This is a genomic window from Sphingomonas sp. G5, from assembly GCF_052660795.1.
Genome location: NZ_CP109660.1, coordinates 2,102,243 through 2,117,671 on the forward strand (window position 1 = coordinate 2,102,243; position 15,429 = coordinate 2,117,671).

Sequence of the window (15,429 nt, forward strand, 5' to 3'; positions counted from 1 at the left end):
CCTTCGTCACGCTGCAACGCACTTGTCGGCGGGATGCAGTCTCGCGAGATCAACGGGTCCGCGAAAGGAGCGAGACGAGCGCGGCGCCGAACCCCGGATGCCGGGAGTCGACGCCGCGCGCGGGTCAGGCGAACGCCTCCGGCGGCGGGCACGAGCAGACCAGGTTGCGGTCGCCGTAGGCCTGGTCGATGCGCCGCACGGGAGGCCAGTACTTGCCGCGGATCAGCGAGCGGACGGGGTACACGGCGGTCTCGCGAGAGTACGGGTGGTCCCACTCCCCCACGACCACGGTCTCCGCCGTGTGCGGAGCGTTCACGAGGGGGTTGTCGTCGGCGGGCCACTCGCCTGCCGCGACGGCGAGGGCCTCGCGCTTGATGGCGATCATGGCATCCACGAAGCGATCCAGCTCGGCGAGGTCCTCGCTCTCGGTGGGCTCGACCATCAGGGTGCCGGCGACCGGGAACGACATCGTGGGCGCGTGGAAGCCGTAGTCGATGAGGCGCTTGGCCACGTCGTCGACCGTGACACCCGTCTGCTCCTTGAGCGGACGCAGGTCGAGGATGCACTCGTGCGCGACCAGACCGCCCTCGCCCGCGTACAGCACCGGGTAGTGCTCGCGCAGGCGCGTGGCGATGTAGTTGGCCGAAAGCACCGCCGCGGCCGTGGCCTGGCGGAGCCCCTCGACGCCCATCATGCGCACGTACGCCCATGAGATGGGCAGGATTCCGGCCGAGCCGTGCGGGGCAGCCGAGACCGGACCGCCGTCGAACGTCCCCCCGGCGTGGTCGGCGCGCTGCGAGAACGGGTGCGAGGGCAGGTACGGCGCGAGATGCGCTTTCGCCGCCACCGGACCGACACCGGGTCCGCCGCCGCCGTGCGGGATCGCGAACGTCTTGTGGAGGTTCAGGTGCGACACGTCGCCGCCCAAGTCGCCGAACCGAGCGAAGCCGAGCAGGGCGTTGAGGTTGGCACCGTCGACGTACACCTGTCCACCGGCGTCGTGCACCGCCTGCGTGATCTCGAGCACATCGTGCTCGTACACCCCGTGCGTCGAGGGGTACGTGATCATCAGGGCCGAGAGCGTCTCCGCGTGCTGGGCGATCTTCGCGCGCAGGTCGACGAGGTCGACGTTGCCCGCCTCGTCGCAGGCGACGACGACAACCCGCATGCCCGCGAGGATCGCGGAGGCGGCGTTCGTGCCGTGGGCCGACGACGGGATGAGGCACACCGTGCGCTCGGTGTCGCCGTTCGCGAGGTGGTAGCCGCGGATCGCGAGCAAGCCCGCGAGCTCACCCTGCGAACCGGCATTCGGCTGCAGCGACACCGCATCGTAGCCGGTCACCTCGGCGAGCCAGCGCTCGAGCTGGTCGATCATCTCGAGGTAGCCGTGCACGTCGGCCTCGGGCGCGAACGGGTGCACGCGCGAGAACTCCGGCCACGACACCGCCGCCATCTCGGTGGCCGCGTTGAGCTTCATCGTGCACGAGCCCAGCGGGATCATGCCGCGGTCGAGCGCGTAGTCGCGATCGGCGAGCGACTTGAGGTAGCGCATCATCGCCGTCTCGCTGTGGTGCGTGTGGAAGACGGGATGGGTGAGGTACTCGTCGTCACGGTGAAGGGCGCCGTCGACGCCGCGCAGCGCTTCGCCCACGGGCAGCTCGCCGCCGGCGAGACCGAAAGCGTTCAGCACGGCCGAGATGTCGGCATCCGTCGTCGTCTCGTCCACCGAGACGCCCACCGTCGCACCGTCGACCCAGAGCAGCTGATATCCCCCCTCGCGGGCGCGGTCGACCACGTCCTGCGCGCGCCCGGGAACGTGCACGCGAACGGTGTCGAAGAACGCGTCGCTCCCGAGGGTCAGGTCGTACGAGCGGAGAGCGGATGCCAGGGCATCGGCCTTCTGCGCGACCCGCGTCGCGATCGCTCGGAGGCCGTCGGGTCCGTGGTAAACGGCGTACATCGCGGCCATGACGGCGAGGAGCACCTGGGCGGTGCAGATGTTCGAGGTCGCCTTCTCGCGGCGGATGTGCTGCTCGCGCGTCTGCAGCGAGAGGCGGTAGGCGGGGGCGCCGACGGCATCCTGGGACACTCCGACGAGACGGCCCGGCAGCTGACGCTCGAGGCCCGCCCGCACGGCCATGTAACCGGCGTGGGGTCCGCCGAAGCCGAGCGGCACACCGAAGCGCTGGGTCGTGCCGACCGCGACATCGGCGCCGAGCGCGCCCGGTGAGCGCAGCAGGGTGAGCGCGAGCAGGTCGGCCGCGGCGACGACGAGACCGCCCTTCGCGTGCATCGTCTCAGCGACGGTCGAGAAGTCCCAGACGCGTCCTGTCGCGCCCGGGTACTGCACGAAGGCGCCGAACGCCTCGGGCAGCTCGCCCGCGAACGCGGTCTCTTCGATGCGGATGCCGACGGCCGCGGCACGGTGGTGCAGCAGGGCCTTGGTCTGGGGTAAGGCGTCGATGTCGACGAGGAAGACATCGGTCTTCGCCTTCGAGGCGCGACGGGCCACGAGCATTCCCTCGACGACCGCGGTGGACTCGTCGAGCATCGAGGCGTTCGCGGTGGCGAGGCCCGTCAGATCGGTGACCATCGTCTGGAAGTTGATGAGCGCCTCGAGCCGGCCCTGCGAGATCTCGGGCTGGTACGGCGTGTAGGCCGTGTACCAGGACGGGTTCTCGAGCACGTTCCGCGCGATCACCGACGGGGTGAAGGTGTCGTAGTAGCCGAGGCCGATCAGCGGCCGCGCCGAGCGGTTCGCGGTGGCGAGCTCGCGGAGTTCTGCGAGCGCCTCGGCCTCGGTGGCCGCGGGCGGGATCGAGCTGGTCGCGCGGGGCTGGACGTGGATGGATGCCGGGACCGCGGTCTCGACGAGCGCCTCGACGCTGTCGTAGCCGACGGTCTCGAGCATGCGGGCCTGGGCCGCCGCGTCGACGCCGATGTGGCGGTCGACGAACACCGCGGGCGTTCCCGCGTCGGTGCGCGGAGGAAGAAGAGTGCTCACGCGGTGAGCTCCTCGTAGGCGGCACGGTCGAGCAGGTCGGCGGGGAGCTCGCCGTCGACGCGGATCTTGATGAGCCAGCCTCCGTCGAAGGGCTCGGCGTTGACCAGGGAGGGGTCGTCGACGACCGCGTCGTTCACCTCGACGACGGTGCCGCTCAGGGGCGCGTAGAGCTCGCCGACCGACTTGGTCGACTCGATCTCGCCGCAGACGTCGCCTGCGGTGACCGCGGAGTCGGCGCCGGGGAGCTCGACGAAGACGACGTCACCGAGCTTGTCGGCGGCGAAGTCGGTGATGCCGACCGTCGCGATGTCGCCGTCGAGGGCGATCCACTCGTGCTCGGACGTGTAGCTGAGGGCGGTGAGGTCGGTCATGCGTTTCTCCGATAGAAGGGAAGGGCGGTGACGGTCGCGGGGATGCGGGTCCCGCGCACGTCGATGGTCAGTTCGGTTCCGGGTTCGGATGCCGCGGGGGCGACGAACGCCATCGCGACGGGGTGGCCGAGGGTGGGGCTGAGGGCCCCGCTGGTGATCTCGCCGACGGTGTCGTCCCCGTGCAGCACGGCGTAGCCGGCGCGACCCGCGCGACGCCCCGCAGAGACGAGACCGACGAGCACGGGGGCGTCGGCGGGACCCGAGGACAGCCCGTCCTTCCCGACGAACGCCTCTTTGTCGGCGGCGACGACGCGACCGAGGCCCGCCTGGGCGGGGACGATGTCGCGCGAGAGCTCGTGACCGTACAGCGGCATGCCCGCCTCGAGGCGGAGAGTGTCACGCGCAGCGAGGCCACACGGCACGAGACCGTGAGCAGCGCCCACGGCGAGCGCGGCGTCCCACAGCGCGGCGGCCTGCGCGGTGGGGATCATGAGTTCGTATCCGTCTTCGCCGGTGTAGCCGGTGCGGGCGACGAACAGCGGTGCGCCCTCGAACGTCCCCTCGGTCCAGGCGTAGTAGCCGAGCTCGTCGAGAGCGGTGCCGGTGATCTGCACCCCCGGGGTGGAGCTCAGGATGCCGCGCGCCTCGGGCCCCTGAAGAGCGATGAGGGCGTAGTCGTCGGTGACGTCGTCGACGAGCGGCGCCTCGGGGAACGTGCGCCGCGCCAGATCGAAGGCCGAGGCCACGGCATCCCGATTACCGGCATTGGAGATGACGAGGAAGCTCTGCTCCCCCGTGCGGTAGACGATGACGTCGTCGACGATGCCGCCGCTCTCGGCGAGCACCAGCGAGTACTTCGCCTTACCGATCTTCATGGTCGACAGTCGCCCGGCGAGCACGTAGTCGAGGAACGCGGGCGCGGCCTCGCCCTCGACGCGGAACTCCGCCATGTGCGAGATGTCGAACAGCCCCGCGGCCGTGCGCACCGCGTGGTGCTCGGCGAGGTCGGAGGTGTAGCGCACGGGCATGTTCCAGCCGCCGAAGTCGGTGAACGAGGCGCCGAGGGCCTCGTGTCGATCGTTCAGCGGCGACGTGCGCGGTGGAGCGGGGGTTTCGGTCATGAGTTCTGCCGTTCGCGATGACGGACAGACGTCGGACGACGCCTGCAGAACTCCCCCTCTGTCATGGACCTGAGAGTTTCACCCGTGCGGTCGAATCGAGCGCGGGCTTTCACCGTCGGCGGACCCGGGACGGTGCATCCGGGTCTCTTTCCAGAGTGGCCCGATCGACGCGGTACGCGTACCTGAGAGATTGGCGGGGAGGCTTGCTCCTTCGGTGTCCGGCTGCGTTCGCCGGAGCTCTCCCGCATCGATCATGGGGCCGGTGTGGACTTGTGGGGTCAGCCTAGCGGAGCTCGGGCGCGGGACGTGCGATGTTCAGCCGTTGTCCTGCTTGCGTATTTCGCGGGCGTCTCCGGGGACGCAGAGGGAGGTGCCGGCAATGTAGTAGTCGCCGGGGGCCGTTGAGAACGACAGACCCGCCACGGTCCCGCCCGAGGCGTACACGACGTAGAGCGGCGTATCGACGACACGCACCTGCATGCCGAGCGAACGCCAGTAGTCGGCGATGACCTTGGCGTCGGCACCCCGATCACTGTCCGGAGCGGGTGCCCCGTAGCCATATGAGTAATTGACGCGCTGGCCTTGTTGATCGCCGCAATCGCCGACCTCGGGCGCGTGATCGCGGTTCCACCCCGCGACATTGAGCTGGGCCGCACTGTCTTCGATGGTTGAGACGAGAGCGTCACGGGCCTCAGCGGGAGTCATGCTGTCTTCCTTCGATTGCACACAGCCGGCCAAAGTGATCGGTGAGATGAGGACGAGCGCTCCGAGCACCATCGCAAGGACGGGCCGACTAGTTCGAGAAGCCATTCGTCAATCCTTCGATCAGCGCTTTCTGCAGCGGGGTCGGAGCTGGCGGAACATAAGGCGACACGAGATCACCACGTCCGGTCGTGGCGAGGGCCACGTTGCGCAAAGACTCCGTCTGCTTGTCAAGATAACCCCCCTCATCCGATGTGACTGCGCCATGATCGTTGACCGCGCGCAGCGCTCCGTCTCCGGCGACGCTGAATGCGTGTGATCCGAAATCCGGGCTGATCGGATTGACGGAATGGTCAGGAGCCAGACGCCCTGTCCACGCCCACTGATCGCCTCGAGCAGGATCTATCGCCCAAACGTCCTGGGCCTGCCCCGAGAACACGGAATCCGCATGTATGTCCGACGCCGAATCAATGTTCGTCGGCAAACCTGCTGAACCTAGCGTGACGAAGGAGTCGACGTGGACCTGGTCTTCAGTCAGAGCCAGAGACGCCGTGGTGGTCCCGTAGGAATGCGCCACAATGTTCACTTGCGCTCCGGAGTTGACGTGGTCAAGGGAACGCAAGTCACGAGCGAGGTTCGCTGCTCCCGCGTCAGCCAGGTCGTTATGCATGACGTCGAAGCCTCCCTCCATGATCGGCACGGGCGGGGTCTTGTACCCGATCCAGGCCACGGTCGCATGGGAATGGCCCGGATCCGCGCGGTTTTGCTGATCGAGGAGGTTCTGAGCGGCGCGCGACCAACCGTCCATCCCCTCGGTCGTGGTTCCCATGCCGGGCACGGCGTACGTGATGTTGTCCGCGGTGTCGAGATCGCCGATGGATATCGCGGCGAGAGGGGGTGCGTCCCCCGTGAGAGTGATGAGGTGTCGAGGGGCGCCGCCGGCAGGTGGCGTCAGCGACGACTCGATGTTCTCAAGGCCCTCCACCCGAGAACGCGCACGATCGAGCCGCTCGGCATACGCCTCGGCGGCGGCCTGTCCCCCGACGATCTCGTCGTATGTCGGTGGCTTCTCCGCATCGGCCAGCGCTGCGCGCGCGTCTGCGAGCTGGTCCTCGAGCCAGATGCGGTTCGCCTCGTCGCGAGCGGCGTAGGCGACTCCCCCGAGGTTGCCGATGATCGCCGGGGCGGCGTGGATGAGCGCGTTTTTCTGCGCCGCGTCCAGGTGCGCCCACCACGGTGCGACGGCCGCCGGCTCTGCCCGGGCGAGAATCCCGGCGAGGTTCGGGCGGGCCCGCAGAAGAGCGGCCAGACTCCCGGCGTCCGCGCCGGCGAGAGCGTCGAGCACCTGGCCGGGATTCGCACAACCCGTCAGGAGAGCCGCCCACTCGTCGGCGCCCAGGCCGGGCACGGCGATGGCGGCGCGAAGCACGGCAGCCGCCCTTTGCGCGGCATCGCGGAGTGCCGCACGCGCATCCGCGAGGACCGCCCTGGCCTCTGCTCGCGGTCCGGAACCCAGGAACGCTCGTCGGTCCGGCCCGAGCCAACCGGTGGGCGTGGCGGGTGGCTCTTGGAAAGCCGCAGCGTCGAGCGCGTCGGCTCGGTCCCACAGGTCGACGGCGTCTCCGGCCCTTGCCCGTGCAGCGTCGATCGCGGCGGCGACGTCTTCGAGTGCCGATCCACCGCGCCGGAAGGCGGCCGCCATGGCGGACCAGCCGGACGCCACAGCCCCGACACGCGTCCCGTAGGCGTCGGCCGCTTCGCCGGTCCAGTCCGCGACAGCCTGCATCGTCCGGAGCGCTGCCCCGACCTCGTCGGCGTTCTGCTCACGCACCCGCCACGCGGAGATCGCCCGATACAGAGCGGCGACATCGCCGGGGATGAGGGCGGATGGGTCTCGCGTATCACCGAGTTCGGCAGTCACTCGATGACCCACCCCTCGACGGCGCCCAGCGCTCGAACGTCGGCCTGGGCGCTGGCGTCCAGGCTCTCGAACATGTCCGCGACCTCGCGTAGCCCCGCCGCGAGCGCCTGGACACCACGGCGACGTTCGGCGGTGCAGTCGTTCATGCACCCGACGAACTCCGCCAGGGCGAGGTTCAGGTCGGGCTGGTCGGCGACGGAGAAGCCCCAGACATCGGGCTCACCGGGCACGACGTCGACCATCTTCTCCGCGACCCGCCGCACCTCATCGACCGATATCGAGATGTCCCCCATGCGCAGGAGCATAGACAGATGACGCAGCCATACCAGGCGCCAGAGGGAAAATTCACCCGCCTCACGGCCGACGGCCCTCGTCGCCGGCGGAGCCGAAAGCGCTCGCCGAAGCGGGTGGCGCGTTGGCCTCCTCACCACCCGAGGCGCGGAGGCGCCTTAGCCGCGCGTGCAGCTCCCGGATGCCACGGGCGCCGACAACGACCCCATCTGCGCCATCACCGGTTCGAGCTCGGTGGGCGTCATGGCGTAGCCGACGTCGTCGTCGGTGTCGGAGCGGGCGAACACGATGCCCGCGACCTGGCCCGAGGTGGTCAGCAGCGGACCGCCCGAGTTACCCGGGCGCACGATGCCGGCCAGGGCGTAGATGTCGCGCGGAGCGCGTGAGTCGTCGTAGATGTCGGGGACCGGAACCGTCCCCTCCGAGAGGATCTGCGCGCTTCCCGAGGTGAACGGCCCTCCACCCGGATAGCCCTGGACGACGGCGGGAGCGCCCACCGCGAGCGTCTGCGCGATCGGCAGGGCCGCGGCATCCAACTGGTCGACGGAGATGACCGCGATGTCGTCGATCGGGTCGAAGTAGACGACGCGGCCTTCGCGCGCCGGACGCCCCGGGAGCTCCACGAGCGGGGTGTCGACCCCCGCGACGACGTGCGCATTGGTGACGACGCGGTTCTCGGCCACGACGAAGCCCGAGCCGCTCGAGGTGATGCCGCACGCATAGGCGGTGCCCGAGATCCGTGCGACCGACTGCGCGGCCTGGGTGAGAGCGGGGTCGTCGAGGGCGATGCTCGGGGTCGTGGGAACCGGACCGATCTGGATGAGCTCGCCCAGACGAGGGATGCCGTCGGCGAAGATCGTTCCTCGCAGGTCGGCGAGCGCACCGCGCACGGGAGCGGGCGTGAGGTCGTCGATCGTGCGCACCACGGCCGAGGAGCCGAGTGCGGCGGAGACGACGGGGACTCCCACCGGGGTGAGTGAGCCGGCGACGAACGAGATCGTGAGGGCGGCGGCCGCGACGTTGACGACCCCGCCGAGGAGGCGCTCGGGGACGCGCAGCTTGATGCGGTCGGCACCACGACGGAAGAAGCCGCCCACGGCACTGCCGAGACCCGAGCCGATCACGAGGAGCGCGATCCCGGCGCCGATCATGGCGGGTCCGCGCCACGCGAGGTCGGTGACCCACTGACCGACGAACGGCAGCGCCCAGTACGCGGCGACGGCACCGAGCGCGAGGCCCGCGAAGAAGCCGACGGTGGCGAGAAAGCCCCGGGACAGACCCACGGCGAGTGCGACCGCCAGAAGGGCGATCAGGGCGATGTCGACGATCGGCATCCGACCTCCTGTGTTCGCTTCGAGGCTAGGACGCCCGTCTGAGAGAACCCTTTCGACGCGCGGGCCGGGCCGGCCGCCGGGCATCCGCGGCGCGCACCGGTTCGAGGCGCGTCCGACGTTCGGGGCGGTGATTTCACGCCCCGCACCGCACGATCCGCCCCGATCCAGACGGGCTCGTCTGGAATTCGCCCTTCGAGTCGGAATGACACTAAGATCGGTTCCGGAGATATGGTCACCATGACAAGAACCCCTCACCCCGAGTCCCGCGATGCCGGCGTGCGCGTCGCGGTGTCGACCGTGATCTTCAGCGTCCGACGCGACGAACACGACGAGCCCGTCCTGTCGCTCCCCCTGGTCCGCCGCACGCGCGACCCGTTCGATGGACGGTGGGCCCTGCCCGGCGGCTGGCTCGATGCGACCGAAGAGCTCGACACCGCGGCATCCCGCACCCTCGCCGAGACGACGGGCCTCACCCCCAGCTATCTCGAGCAGCTCTACGCCTTCGGGGCCGTGGACCGCTCGCCCACGCGCGTGGTGTCGATCGTGTACTGGGCGCTGCTGCGCTCCGACGAGGTCGACGCGCAGGTCGCCGCCCACGCGCGAGAGGGCGACGCCCCCGAGAACGTGGAGTGGTTCGACGCGAACGATCTCCCGGCCCTGGCGTTCGACCACAACGACATCGTCGAGTACACGCTGTGGCGCCTGCGCAACAAGGTCGGCTACAGCCGCATCGCGCACGGGCTGCTGCCCGACGAGTTCACCCTCGCCGATCTGCGCGAGGTGAACGAGACGATCCTGGGCAAGCGCCTGGATCCGGCGAACTTCCGCCGTCAGGTCGACACCTCCGACACGCTCATCCCGACCGAGCGCTTCCGCACCGGAAGCCATCGCCCCGCCCGCCTGTACCGCTACAACCGCGATGTGGAGCTCGCCGACCGCGGCCCGCTCCCGTCCCGTCACTGATCGGAACGCCCATGTCCGCCACCCCCCTCACCCTGCAGCCCCGTCCCGCGATCGACCCCAGCGTCGACCACGCGATCCAGGCGATCGTCGCCGGCGCCTCCACCGACGCGACCTGCACCACCGACCTTGCGGTCGGCCCCTGGGACTTCGACACGCGCCCCGGCTACGGCCCCGGCTCATCGATGGGCGACGTCATCCCCACCGGCGCCCCGCGCCAGGGCGAGCTGCCGCAGCGGTACCGCGACGCCTCCGACGACGACCTCGACGCCCGCATCCGTGCAGCGAAAGAGACTCTCGGGGACCGGGTCGTGGTGCTGGGGCACTTCTACCAGCGCGAAGAGGTCGTGCGCCACGCCGACTACGTGGGCGACTCCTTCCAGCTCGCCAACGCCGCGAAGGACCGCCCCGAGGCCGAGGCGATCGTGTTCTGCGGCGTGCACTTCATGGCCGAGACCGCCGATCTGCTCTCGCGACCCGGGCAGGCCGTGATCCTCCCGAACCTCGCGGCGGGCTGCTCCATGGCCGACATGGCCGACATCGACCAGGTCGAAGAGTGCTGGGAGCAGCTCGCGGACGTGCTGGGCGATCTCGAGACCCCGGATGCCGAGGGCCTGGTTCCCGTGATCCCGGTGACCTACATGAATTCCAGCGCCGCCATCAAGGGTTTCGTGGGCCGCCACGGCGGAATCGTCTGCACCTCGTCCAATGCCCGCACGGTGCTCGAGTGGGCGTTCGCGCGCGGACGCCGGGTGCTCTTCTTCCCCGACCAGCACCTGGGCCGCAACACCGCCAAGGCAATGGGCGTGCCCCTCGAGCAGATGCCGATGTGGAACCCGAGGAAACCTCTCGGGGGCTCCTCCGACGCCGAGATCGTCGAGAGCCGCGTGATCCTGTGGCACGGATTCTGCTCGGTGCACCGCCGCTTCACGGTCGACCAGATCGACAGGGCTCGCGCCGAGCACCCCGGCGTCCGCGTGATCGTGCACCCGGAATGCCCGATGGACGTGGTCGATGCCGCCGACGAGGCAGGCTCGACCGACATCATCCGCAAGGCGATCGCAGCGGCGACCGAGCCGACGACCTTCGCGATCGGCACGGAGATCAACCTCGTGCAGCGCCTCGCCGCCCAGTACCCCCAGCACGAGATCTTCTGTCTCGACCCCGTCGTCTGCCCGTGCTCGACGATGTATCGCATCCACCCGGGTTACCTCGCGTGGGTGCTCGAGTCGCTCGTCGACGGCACCGTCGTCAACCGCATCACGGTACCGGCCGATGTCGCCGAGCCCGCCACCGTCGCGCTCGAGCGCATGCTCGCCGCGAAGCCGAACGGCGCGGTGAAGTGACCGCCGTCGTCGTGGTGGGCAGCGGCATCGCCGGTCTCACGGCGGCGCTGCACGCTTCCGAGAACGGATGCCGTGTCACGGTCGTGACCAAGGGCGCCCTGCCCGACACGAACACGCGCTGGGCGCAGGGCGGGATCGCCGCCGTGACCAGCGCGGCCGACACGGTGGCTTCGCACGCGGCCGACACGATCACCGCCGGCGCGGGGCTGAACGATCCCGCCGCCGTCGACGTCCTGGTCGGCGATGGCCCGGAGCGCATCGCCGAACTCGTGGCACGCGGAGTCGTCTTCGACCGCGCTGCCGATGGCGACTTCTCCCGGGGCCTCGAGGCCGCTCATGCGGTCCCCCGCGTTCTGCACGCCGGAGGCGACGCGACAGGTGCCGCGATCCAGGCTGCTCTCGGCGCGTCCGTACGCGCCGCGGGGATCGAGGTGCGCGAGCACGCCCTCCTCCGCGATCTGGTGGTCATGGACGGCCGCATCAGCGGCATCGAGCTCGATGGCGGCGAGCGCCTCGACGCCGACGCGGTGATCCTGGCCACCGGGGGCGCGGGACAGCTTTACGCCCACACCACCAACCCCCTCGGCGCGACAGGCGACGGAGTCGCCGCGGCTCTTCGCGCGGGGGCGGCTGTCGACGACCTGGAGTTCGTGCAGTTCCACCCCACGGCGCTGGCCGACGGCATCCCGTTCCTGGTCTCGGAGGCCGTCCGCGGAGAGGGCGCCGTCCTGATCGACGATGCCGGTCGACGGTTCGTCTTCGACTCCCACCCCGACGGCGAACTCGCTCCGCGTGACGTCGTCGCTCGCGCGAACGCCCGCGCGATGGCCGCGCAGGGCGGTCGCCCCGTCCGGCTGGATGCCACCGCCATCGGCCGCGAACGACTCGCCCAGCGCTTTCCCACGATCGACGCAGCGGTGCACGAGCGCGGGCTCGATTGGGGCCGCGATCCGATCCCCGTGACCCCGGCGGCGCACTACCTCATGGGCGGCATCGTCACCGACCTCGACGGACGCACCACGCTGCCCGGACTGTACGCGGTCGGCGAGACGGCCCGCACCGGCGTGCACGGGGCGAACCGTCTGGCATCCAATTCGCTTCTCGAAGGAGCGGTGTTCGGAGCGCGCGCCGGGGATGCCGTGGCCCGCGGCGACGCCTGGCCGGCGTTCTCGACGCGCACCGTTCGATGTCTCGACGTCGCCCCCGCGGTGGACGCTCCCCCGTTCTCTCGTCGCGCCCTGCAGCAACTCATGTGGGCCGAGGCGGGGCTCGAACGGGAGGCGACGGGTCTGCGCCGCGCGGCCGCCGTGCTCGCCGCCTGGAACGCCGAGCCCGCACCGCGCAGCATCGAGGACGCCAACCTCCTCCTCCTCGCCACGCACGTGGTCACCGCAGCTCTTGCCCGCACGACCTCGGTGGGCGCGCACTTCCGCTCCGACACCGAGTCCTCGGCATCCCGTCCCGATCTCCAGGAGGTCCTCGCATGCTGACCCACGCCACGATCGACCGCGTCGTCTCGGCCGCCCTCGACGAGGACGCCCCCTGGGGCGACCTCACCAGCGAGACCTTGATCCCCGAGCACGCCACCGCGCGCGCCGAGCTCGTGGCACGCGTCGAGGGGGTGTTCAGCGGCTCGGCGGTGTTCGTCGCCGCGTTCACCCTCACCGACCCCTCGATCACCGTCGAGCTGCAGATCACCGACGGCGCGCGGTTCACCCCCGGCGACACGCTCGCCGTGGTCACGGGACCGGCGCGAGGTGTGCTCACGGCCGAGCGCATCGGCCTCAACTTCGTGCAGCGCATGTCGGGGATCGCGACCCTCACCAGCCGCTATGTCGCCGAGGTCGCCCACACCGGCGCGCGGATCGTCGACACGCGCAAGACCACGCCGGGCCTGCGCGCGATCGAACGCCAGGCCGTCCGCGACGGCGGCGGCCACAATCACCGCTTCTCGCTGTCGGATGCCGTCATGGCCAAGGACAACCACCTCGCGGTGCTGACCGCCAGTGGGCTCTCGGTGACGCAGGCGCTCGAGAGCGCCATCGCCCGACTCCCTCACACCACGCACGTCGAGGTCGAGGTGGACCGGCTCGAGCAGATCGACGCGGTGCTCGCCGCCGGCGTCGGAACGATCATGCTCGACAACTTCTCGATCGACGACTTGCGCACGGGCGTCGCTCGCATCGCCGGGGCCGCCCAGGTCGAGGCTTCGGGCGGCGTGACGCTCGACACCGTGCGGGCGATCGCCGAGACCGGGGTCGACGTCATCTCGGTCGGCGCGCTCACGCACTCGGCCTCCGCCCTCGATCTGGGCCTCGACATCCGCATCGAGACGGCGTGAGTCTCTACCTCGACAACGCTGCCACCACCCCCGTGCGCCCCGAGGTGCGCGAGGCGATGGCGCCCTACCTCACGCGGTTCTTCGGCAATCCGTCGAGCCATCACGAGGTGGGCGAGGCCGCGGCATCCGCCCTCGACGAGGCTCGCGCGCGGGTCGCCGCCGTCCTCGGGTTCCGCGCCGGCGACGTGGTCTTCACCTCCGGCGGCACCGAGTCCAACAACGCGGCGATCAAGGGAATCGTGCTGGGGTCGGGTCGTCGACATCTCGTCACGACGGCGATCGAGCACGAGTCGGTGCTGGCCTCCGCGGACTACCTGTCACGCCTGCACGGGGTGCGCGTGACCCACGCTCGGGTCGACGACACCGGCACTCTGACGCCCGAAGCGCTCGCCGGCGTGCTGTGCGACGACACGGGGCTCGTCAGCGTGGGCTACGCCAACAACGAGATCGGAACGGTTCAGGACGCCGCCGCCCTCGCGGCCGTCGCTCACCAACGCGGGATTCCCCTCCATCTCGACGCCGTCCAGGCCGCCGGGTGGCTTCCCCTGGCGGGACTCGGAGCGGATGCCGTGACGGTCGCCGGCCACAAGATCGGCGCCCCGAAGGGCACCGGGATCCTGGCCGTGCGCGGGCGCCTGCCGTTCGAGCCGCTGCTGCACGGGGGCGGGCAGGAGCGCGGCCGACGCTCCGGCACCCCCGACGTCGCGGGGGCGGTGGCGATCGCCACCGCCCTGACGCTCGCCGAAGCGGAACGGGCGGCCGATGCGGCCCGGGTCGAGACCCTGCGCGATGCCTTCATCAGACGGGTGCTCGCAACGGTGCCCGGCGCACGCCTCACCGGTCACCCGCAGCGCCGGCTTCCCGGGACCGCCAGCTTCGTCTTTCCGGGAACGAACGGCGAGACCGTCCTGCTCGAGCTGGAGCGTCACGGGGTTGTCTCATCGAGTGGCTCGGCGTGCGCGGCGGGCAGTGACGAGGCCTCGCACGTGCTCCTCGCCGTGGGGCTCTCGCCCGACGAGGCTCGCACGGCCGTGCGTTTCTCCCTCCCGCATGGACTGACGGGTTCTCTCGACGCCGTCGCAGATGCGGTCGCCGACGCCGTATCCGCCGTAGGCTCGCGCGGGTGAGTTCCACTCCCGTCACCGTCATCGTCCCCGGATACGACGTCGCCGCCTTCGCGGAGGAGGCCCTGGACTCCCTGCGCGCACAGACGCACCGGCACTGGACGGCGGTCCTCGTCGACGACGCCTCCATCGACGACACCACCCGCATCTTCGCCGACGCCGCTGCCTCCGATCCCCGTTTCCGACTCGAGCGGCATGAAAAGCAGCGCGGGCTGGGCGCCGCCCGCAACACCGGCCTGTCACGCGTCAACACCCCGTACGTCGCCTTCCTCGACGCCGACGACCGCTTCCGCCCCGACGCACTCACGCGGCTCGCCGACACTCTCGATCGAACCGGCAGCGACTTCGCCGTCGGCGCGTACGTCCGTCTGCGACCGGATGCCGACACCCCGGGGTACACGACCGGCGACGTGCAACCGTGGGTCACGGCATCCACTTCTCCCGCCCGCGAGCGCACGACGATCGCGGAGCATCCCGCGGCCTCGGGGAACATCGTGGCGTGGTCGAAGATGAGCCGCACGCGGTTCTGGAACACGCACGGCCTGCGCTTTCCCGAGGGGCGCTACTACGAGGACCAGGTCCTCACGCAGCGCATGTACACGGCGGCCACGGCGTTCGACGTCATCCCCGACGTCGTCGTCGACTGGCGCCAGCGCCGCGAGGGCGGGTCGATCACCCAGCGTCTCGACGAGCTCGACGTGCTGCGCGACTACCTCGACGCCCTCGGCGAGGGCATCGCGGTTCTCCGCGAGGCCGGGGCCGACGCGGCGGTGCAGGAGCGCGGAGCCCTCATCCGCACCCTCGATCTCCCGCCGCTGCAGCTGATCGCCGAGACGCACCCCGACCCCGCGTACCGCATCGCGCTCGACGCGTTCCTGGAGACGCTTCCCGGCTGAGCGGTCACACCGGTCTCA

The 15,429-nt window shown here is 70.5% G+C and carries 13 protein-coding genes and 2 riboswitches; of the genes, 6 read left to right on the forward strand and 7 right to left on the reverse strand.

The annotated features are described in order from the left end of the window. Positions 1-124: 124 nt before the first annotated feature. The 7 genes from gcvP to NE358_RS10245 all read right to left on the reverse strand — a co-directional run bounded on the left by gcvP (position 125) and on the right by NE358_RS10245 (position 8,744). Positions 125-3,004, reverse strand: coding sequence for an aminomethyl-transferring glycine dehydrogenase (gcvP, locus tag NE358_RS10215; RefSeq protein WP_289938205.1), 2,880 nt, complete (start codon positions 3,002-3,004; stop codon positions 125-127). Next, entirely contained in the window at positions 3,001-3,375 is a 375-nt protein-coding gene (gene gcvH, locus NE358_RS10220; RefSeq protein ID WP_116240023.1) for a glycine cleavage system protein GcvH, read from the reverse strand. Before gcvH ends, gcvP begins: the two co-directional genes overlap by 4 nt. Beyond that, positions 3,372-4,496, reverse strand: a complete 1,125-nt coding sequence (gene gcvT, locus NE358_RS10225; protein WP_289938208.1) for a glycine cleavage system aminomethyltransferase GcvT — start codon at positions 4,494-4,496, stop codon at positions 3,372-3,374. Before gcvT ends, gcvH begins: the two co-directional genes overlap by 4 nt. Positions 4,497-4,544: 48 nt before the next feature. Then, a riboswitch (glycine riboswitch) is annotated at positions 4,545-4,656 on the reverse strand. Continuing rightward, a riboswitch (glycine riboswitch) is annotated at positions 4,657-4,751 on the reverse strand. Between the two features lie 60 nt (positions 4,752-4,811). After that, positions 4,812-5,201 (reverse strand): hypothetical protein, encoded by a 390-nt coding sequence (locus NE358_RS10230; protein ID WP_146035584.1) that lies wholly within the window; start codon positions 5,199-5,201, stop codon positions 4,812-4,814. Positions 5,202-5,289: 88 nt separating this feature from the next. Then, positions 5,290-7,131 carry an alpha/beta hydrolase gene (locus NE358_RS10235; RefSeq protein ID WP_353853282.1) on the reverse strand — a complete coding sequence of 614 codons (1,842 nt, stop codon included), beginning with the start codon at positions 7,129-7,131 and terminating at the stop codon, positions 5,290-5,292. Beyond that, on the reverse strand, positions 7,116-7,412 hold the full coding sequence (locus tag NE358_RS10240; RefSeq protein WP_289938214.1) for a hypothetical protein: 297 nt from the start codon (positions 7,410-7,412) through the stop codon (positions 7,116-7,118). Before NE358_RS10240 ends, NE358_RS10235 begins: the two co-directional genes overlap by 16 nt. Before the next feature lie 156 nt (positions 7,413-7,568). Continuing rightward, the gene (locus NE358_RS10245; RefSeq protein WP_289938216.1) at positions 7,569-8,744 is read right to left on the reverse strand and encodes a MarP family serine protease; all 1,176 of its coding nucleotides are present in this window, start codon (positions 8,742-8,744) and stop codon (positions 7,569-7,571) included. 237 nt (positions 8,745-8,981) lie between these two features. On the opposite strand from NE358_RS10245, the gene NE358_RS10250 reads away from it, so the two are divergent. Genes NE358_RS10250 through NE358_RS10275 form a run of 6 tightly spaced genes read left to right on the forward strand, consistent with a single transcriptional unit; the run spans position 8,982 to position 15,411 of the window. Then, complete coding sequence (locus NE358_RS10250; protein WP_435302727.1) at positions 8,982-9,707, forward strand: NUDIX hydrolase; 726 nt, start codon at positions 8,982-8,984, stop codon at positions 9,705-9,707. Between the two features lie 11 nt (positions 9,708-9,718). Then, positions 9,719-11,050, forward strand: coding sequence for a quinolinate synthase NadA (gene nadA, locus NE358_RS10255; RefSeq protein WP_289938220.1), 1,332 nt, complete (start codon positions 9,719-9,721; stop codon positions 11,048-11,050). Next, positions 11,047-12,540 carry an L-aspartate oxidase gene (gene nadB / locus NE358_RS10260; RefSeq protein WP_289938222.1) on the forward strand — a complete coding sequence of 498 codons (1,494 nt, stop codon included), beginning with the start codon at positions 11,047-11,049 and terminating at the stop codon, positions 12,538-12,540. Before nadA ends, nadB begins: the two co-directional genes overlap by 4 nt. After that, a complete protein-coding gene (nadC, locus tag NE358_RS10265) occupies positions 12,534-13,391 on the forward strand; it encodes a carboxylating nicotinate-nucleotide diphosphorylase (RefSeq protein WP_289938224.1) in 858 nt (285 codons plus the stop codon). The genes nadB and nadC overlap by 7 nt, the downstream gene beginning before the upstream one ends. Continuing rightward, positions 13,388-14,518: a cysteine desulfurase family protein gene (locus NE358_RS10270; protein ID WP_141377373.1), complete on the forward strand. Its 1,131-nt coding sequence runs from the start codon at positions 13,388-13,390 to the stop codon at positions 14,516-14,518. The genes nadC and NE358_RS10270 overlap by 4 nt, the downstream gene beginning before the upstream one ends. Continuing rightward, complete coding sequence (locus NE358_RS10275; RefSeq protein ID WP_289938229.1) at positions 14,515-15,411, forward strand: glycosyltransferase family 2 protein; 897 nt, start codon at positions 14,515-14,517, stop codon at positions 15,409-15,411. The genes NE358_RS10270 and NE358_RS10275 overlap by 4 nt, the downstream gene beginning before the upstream one ends. Positions 15,412-15,429 lie beyond the last annotated feature (18 nt).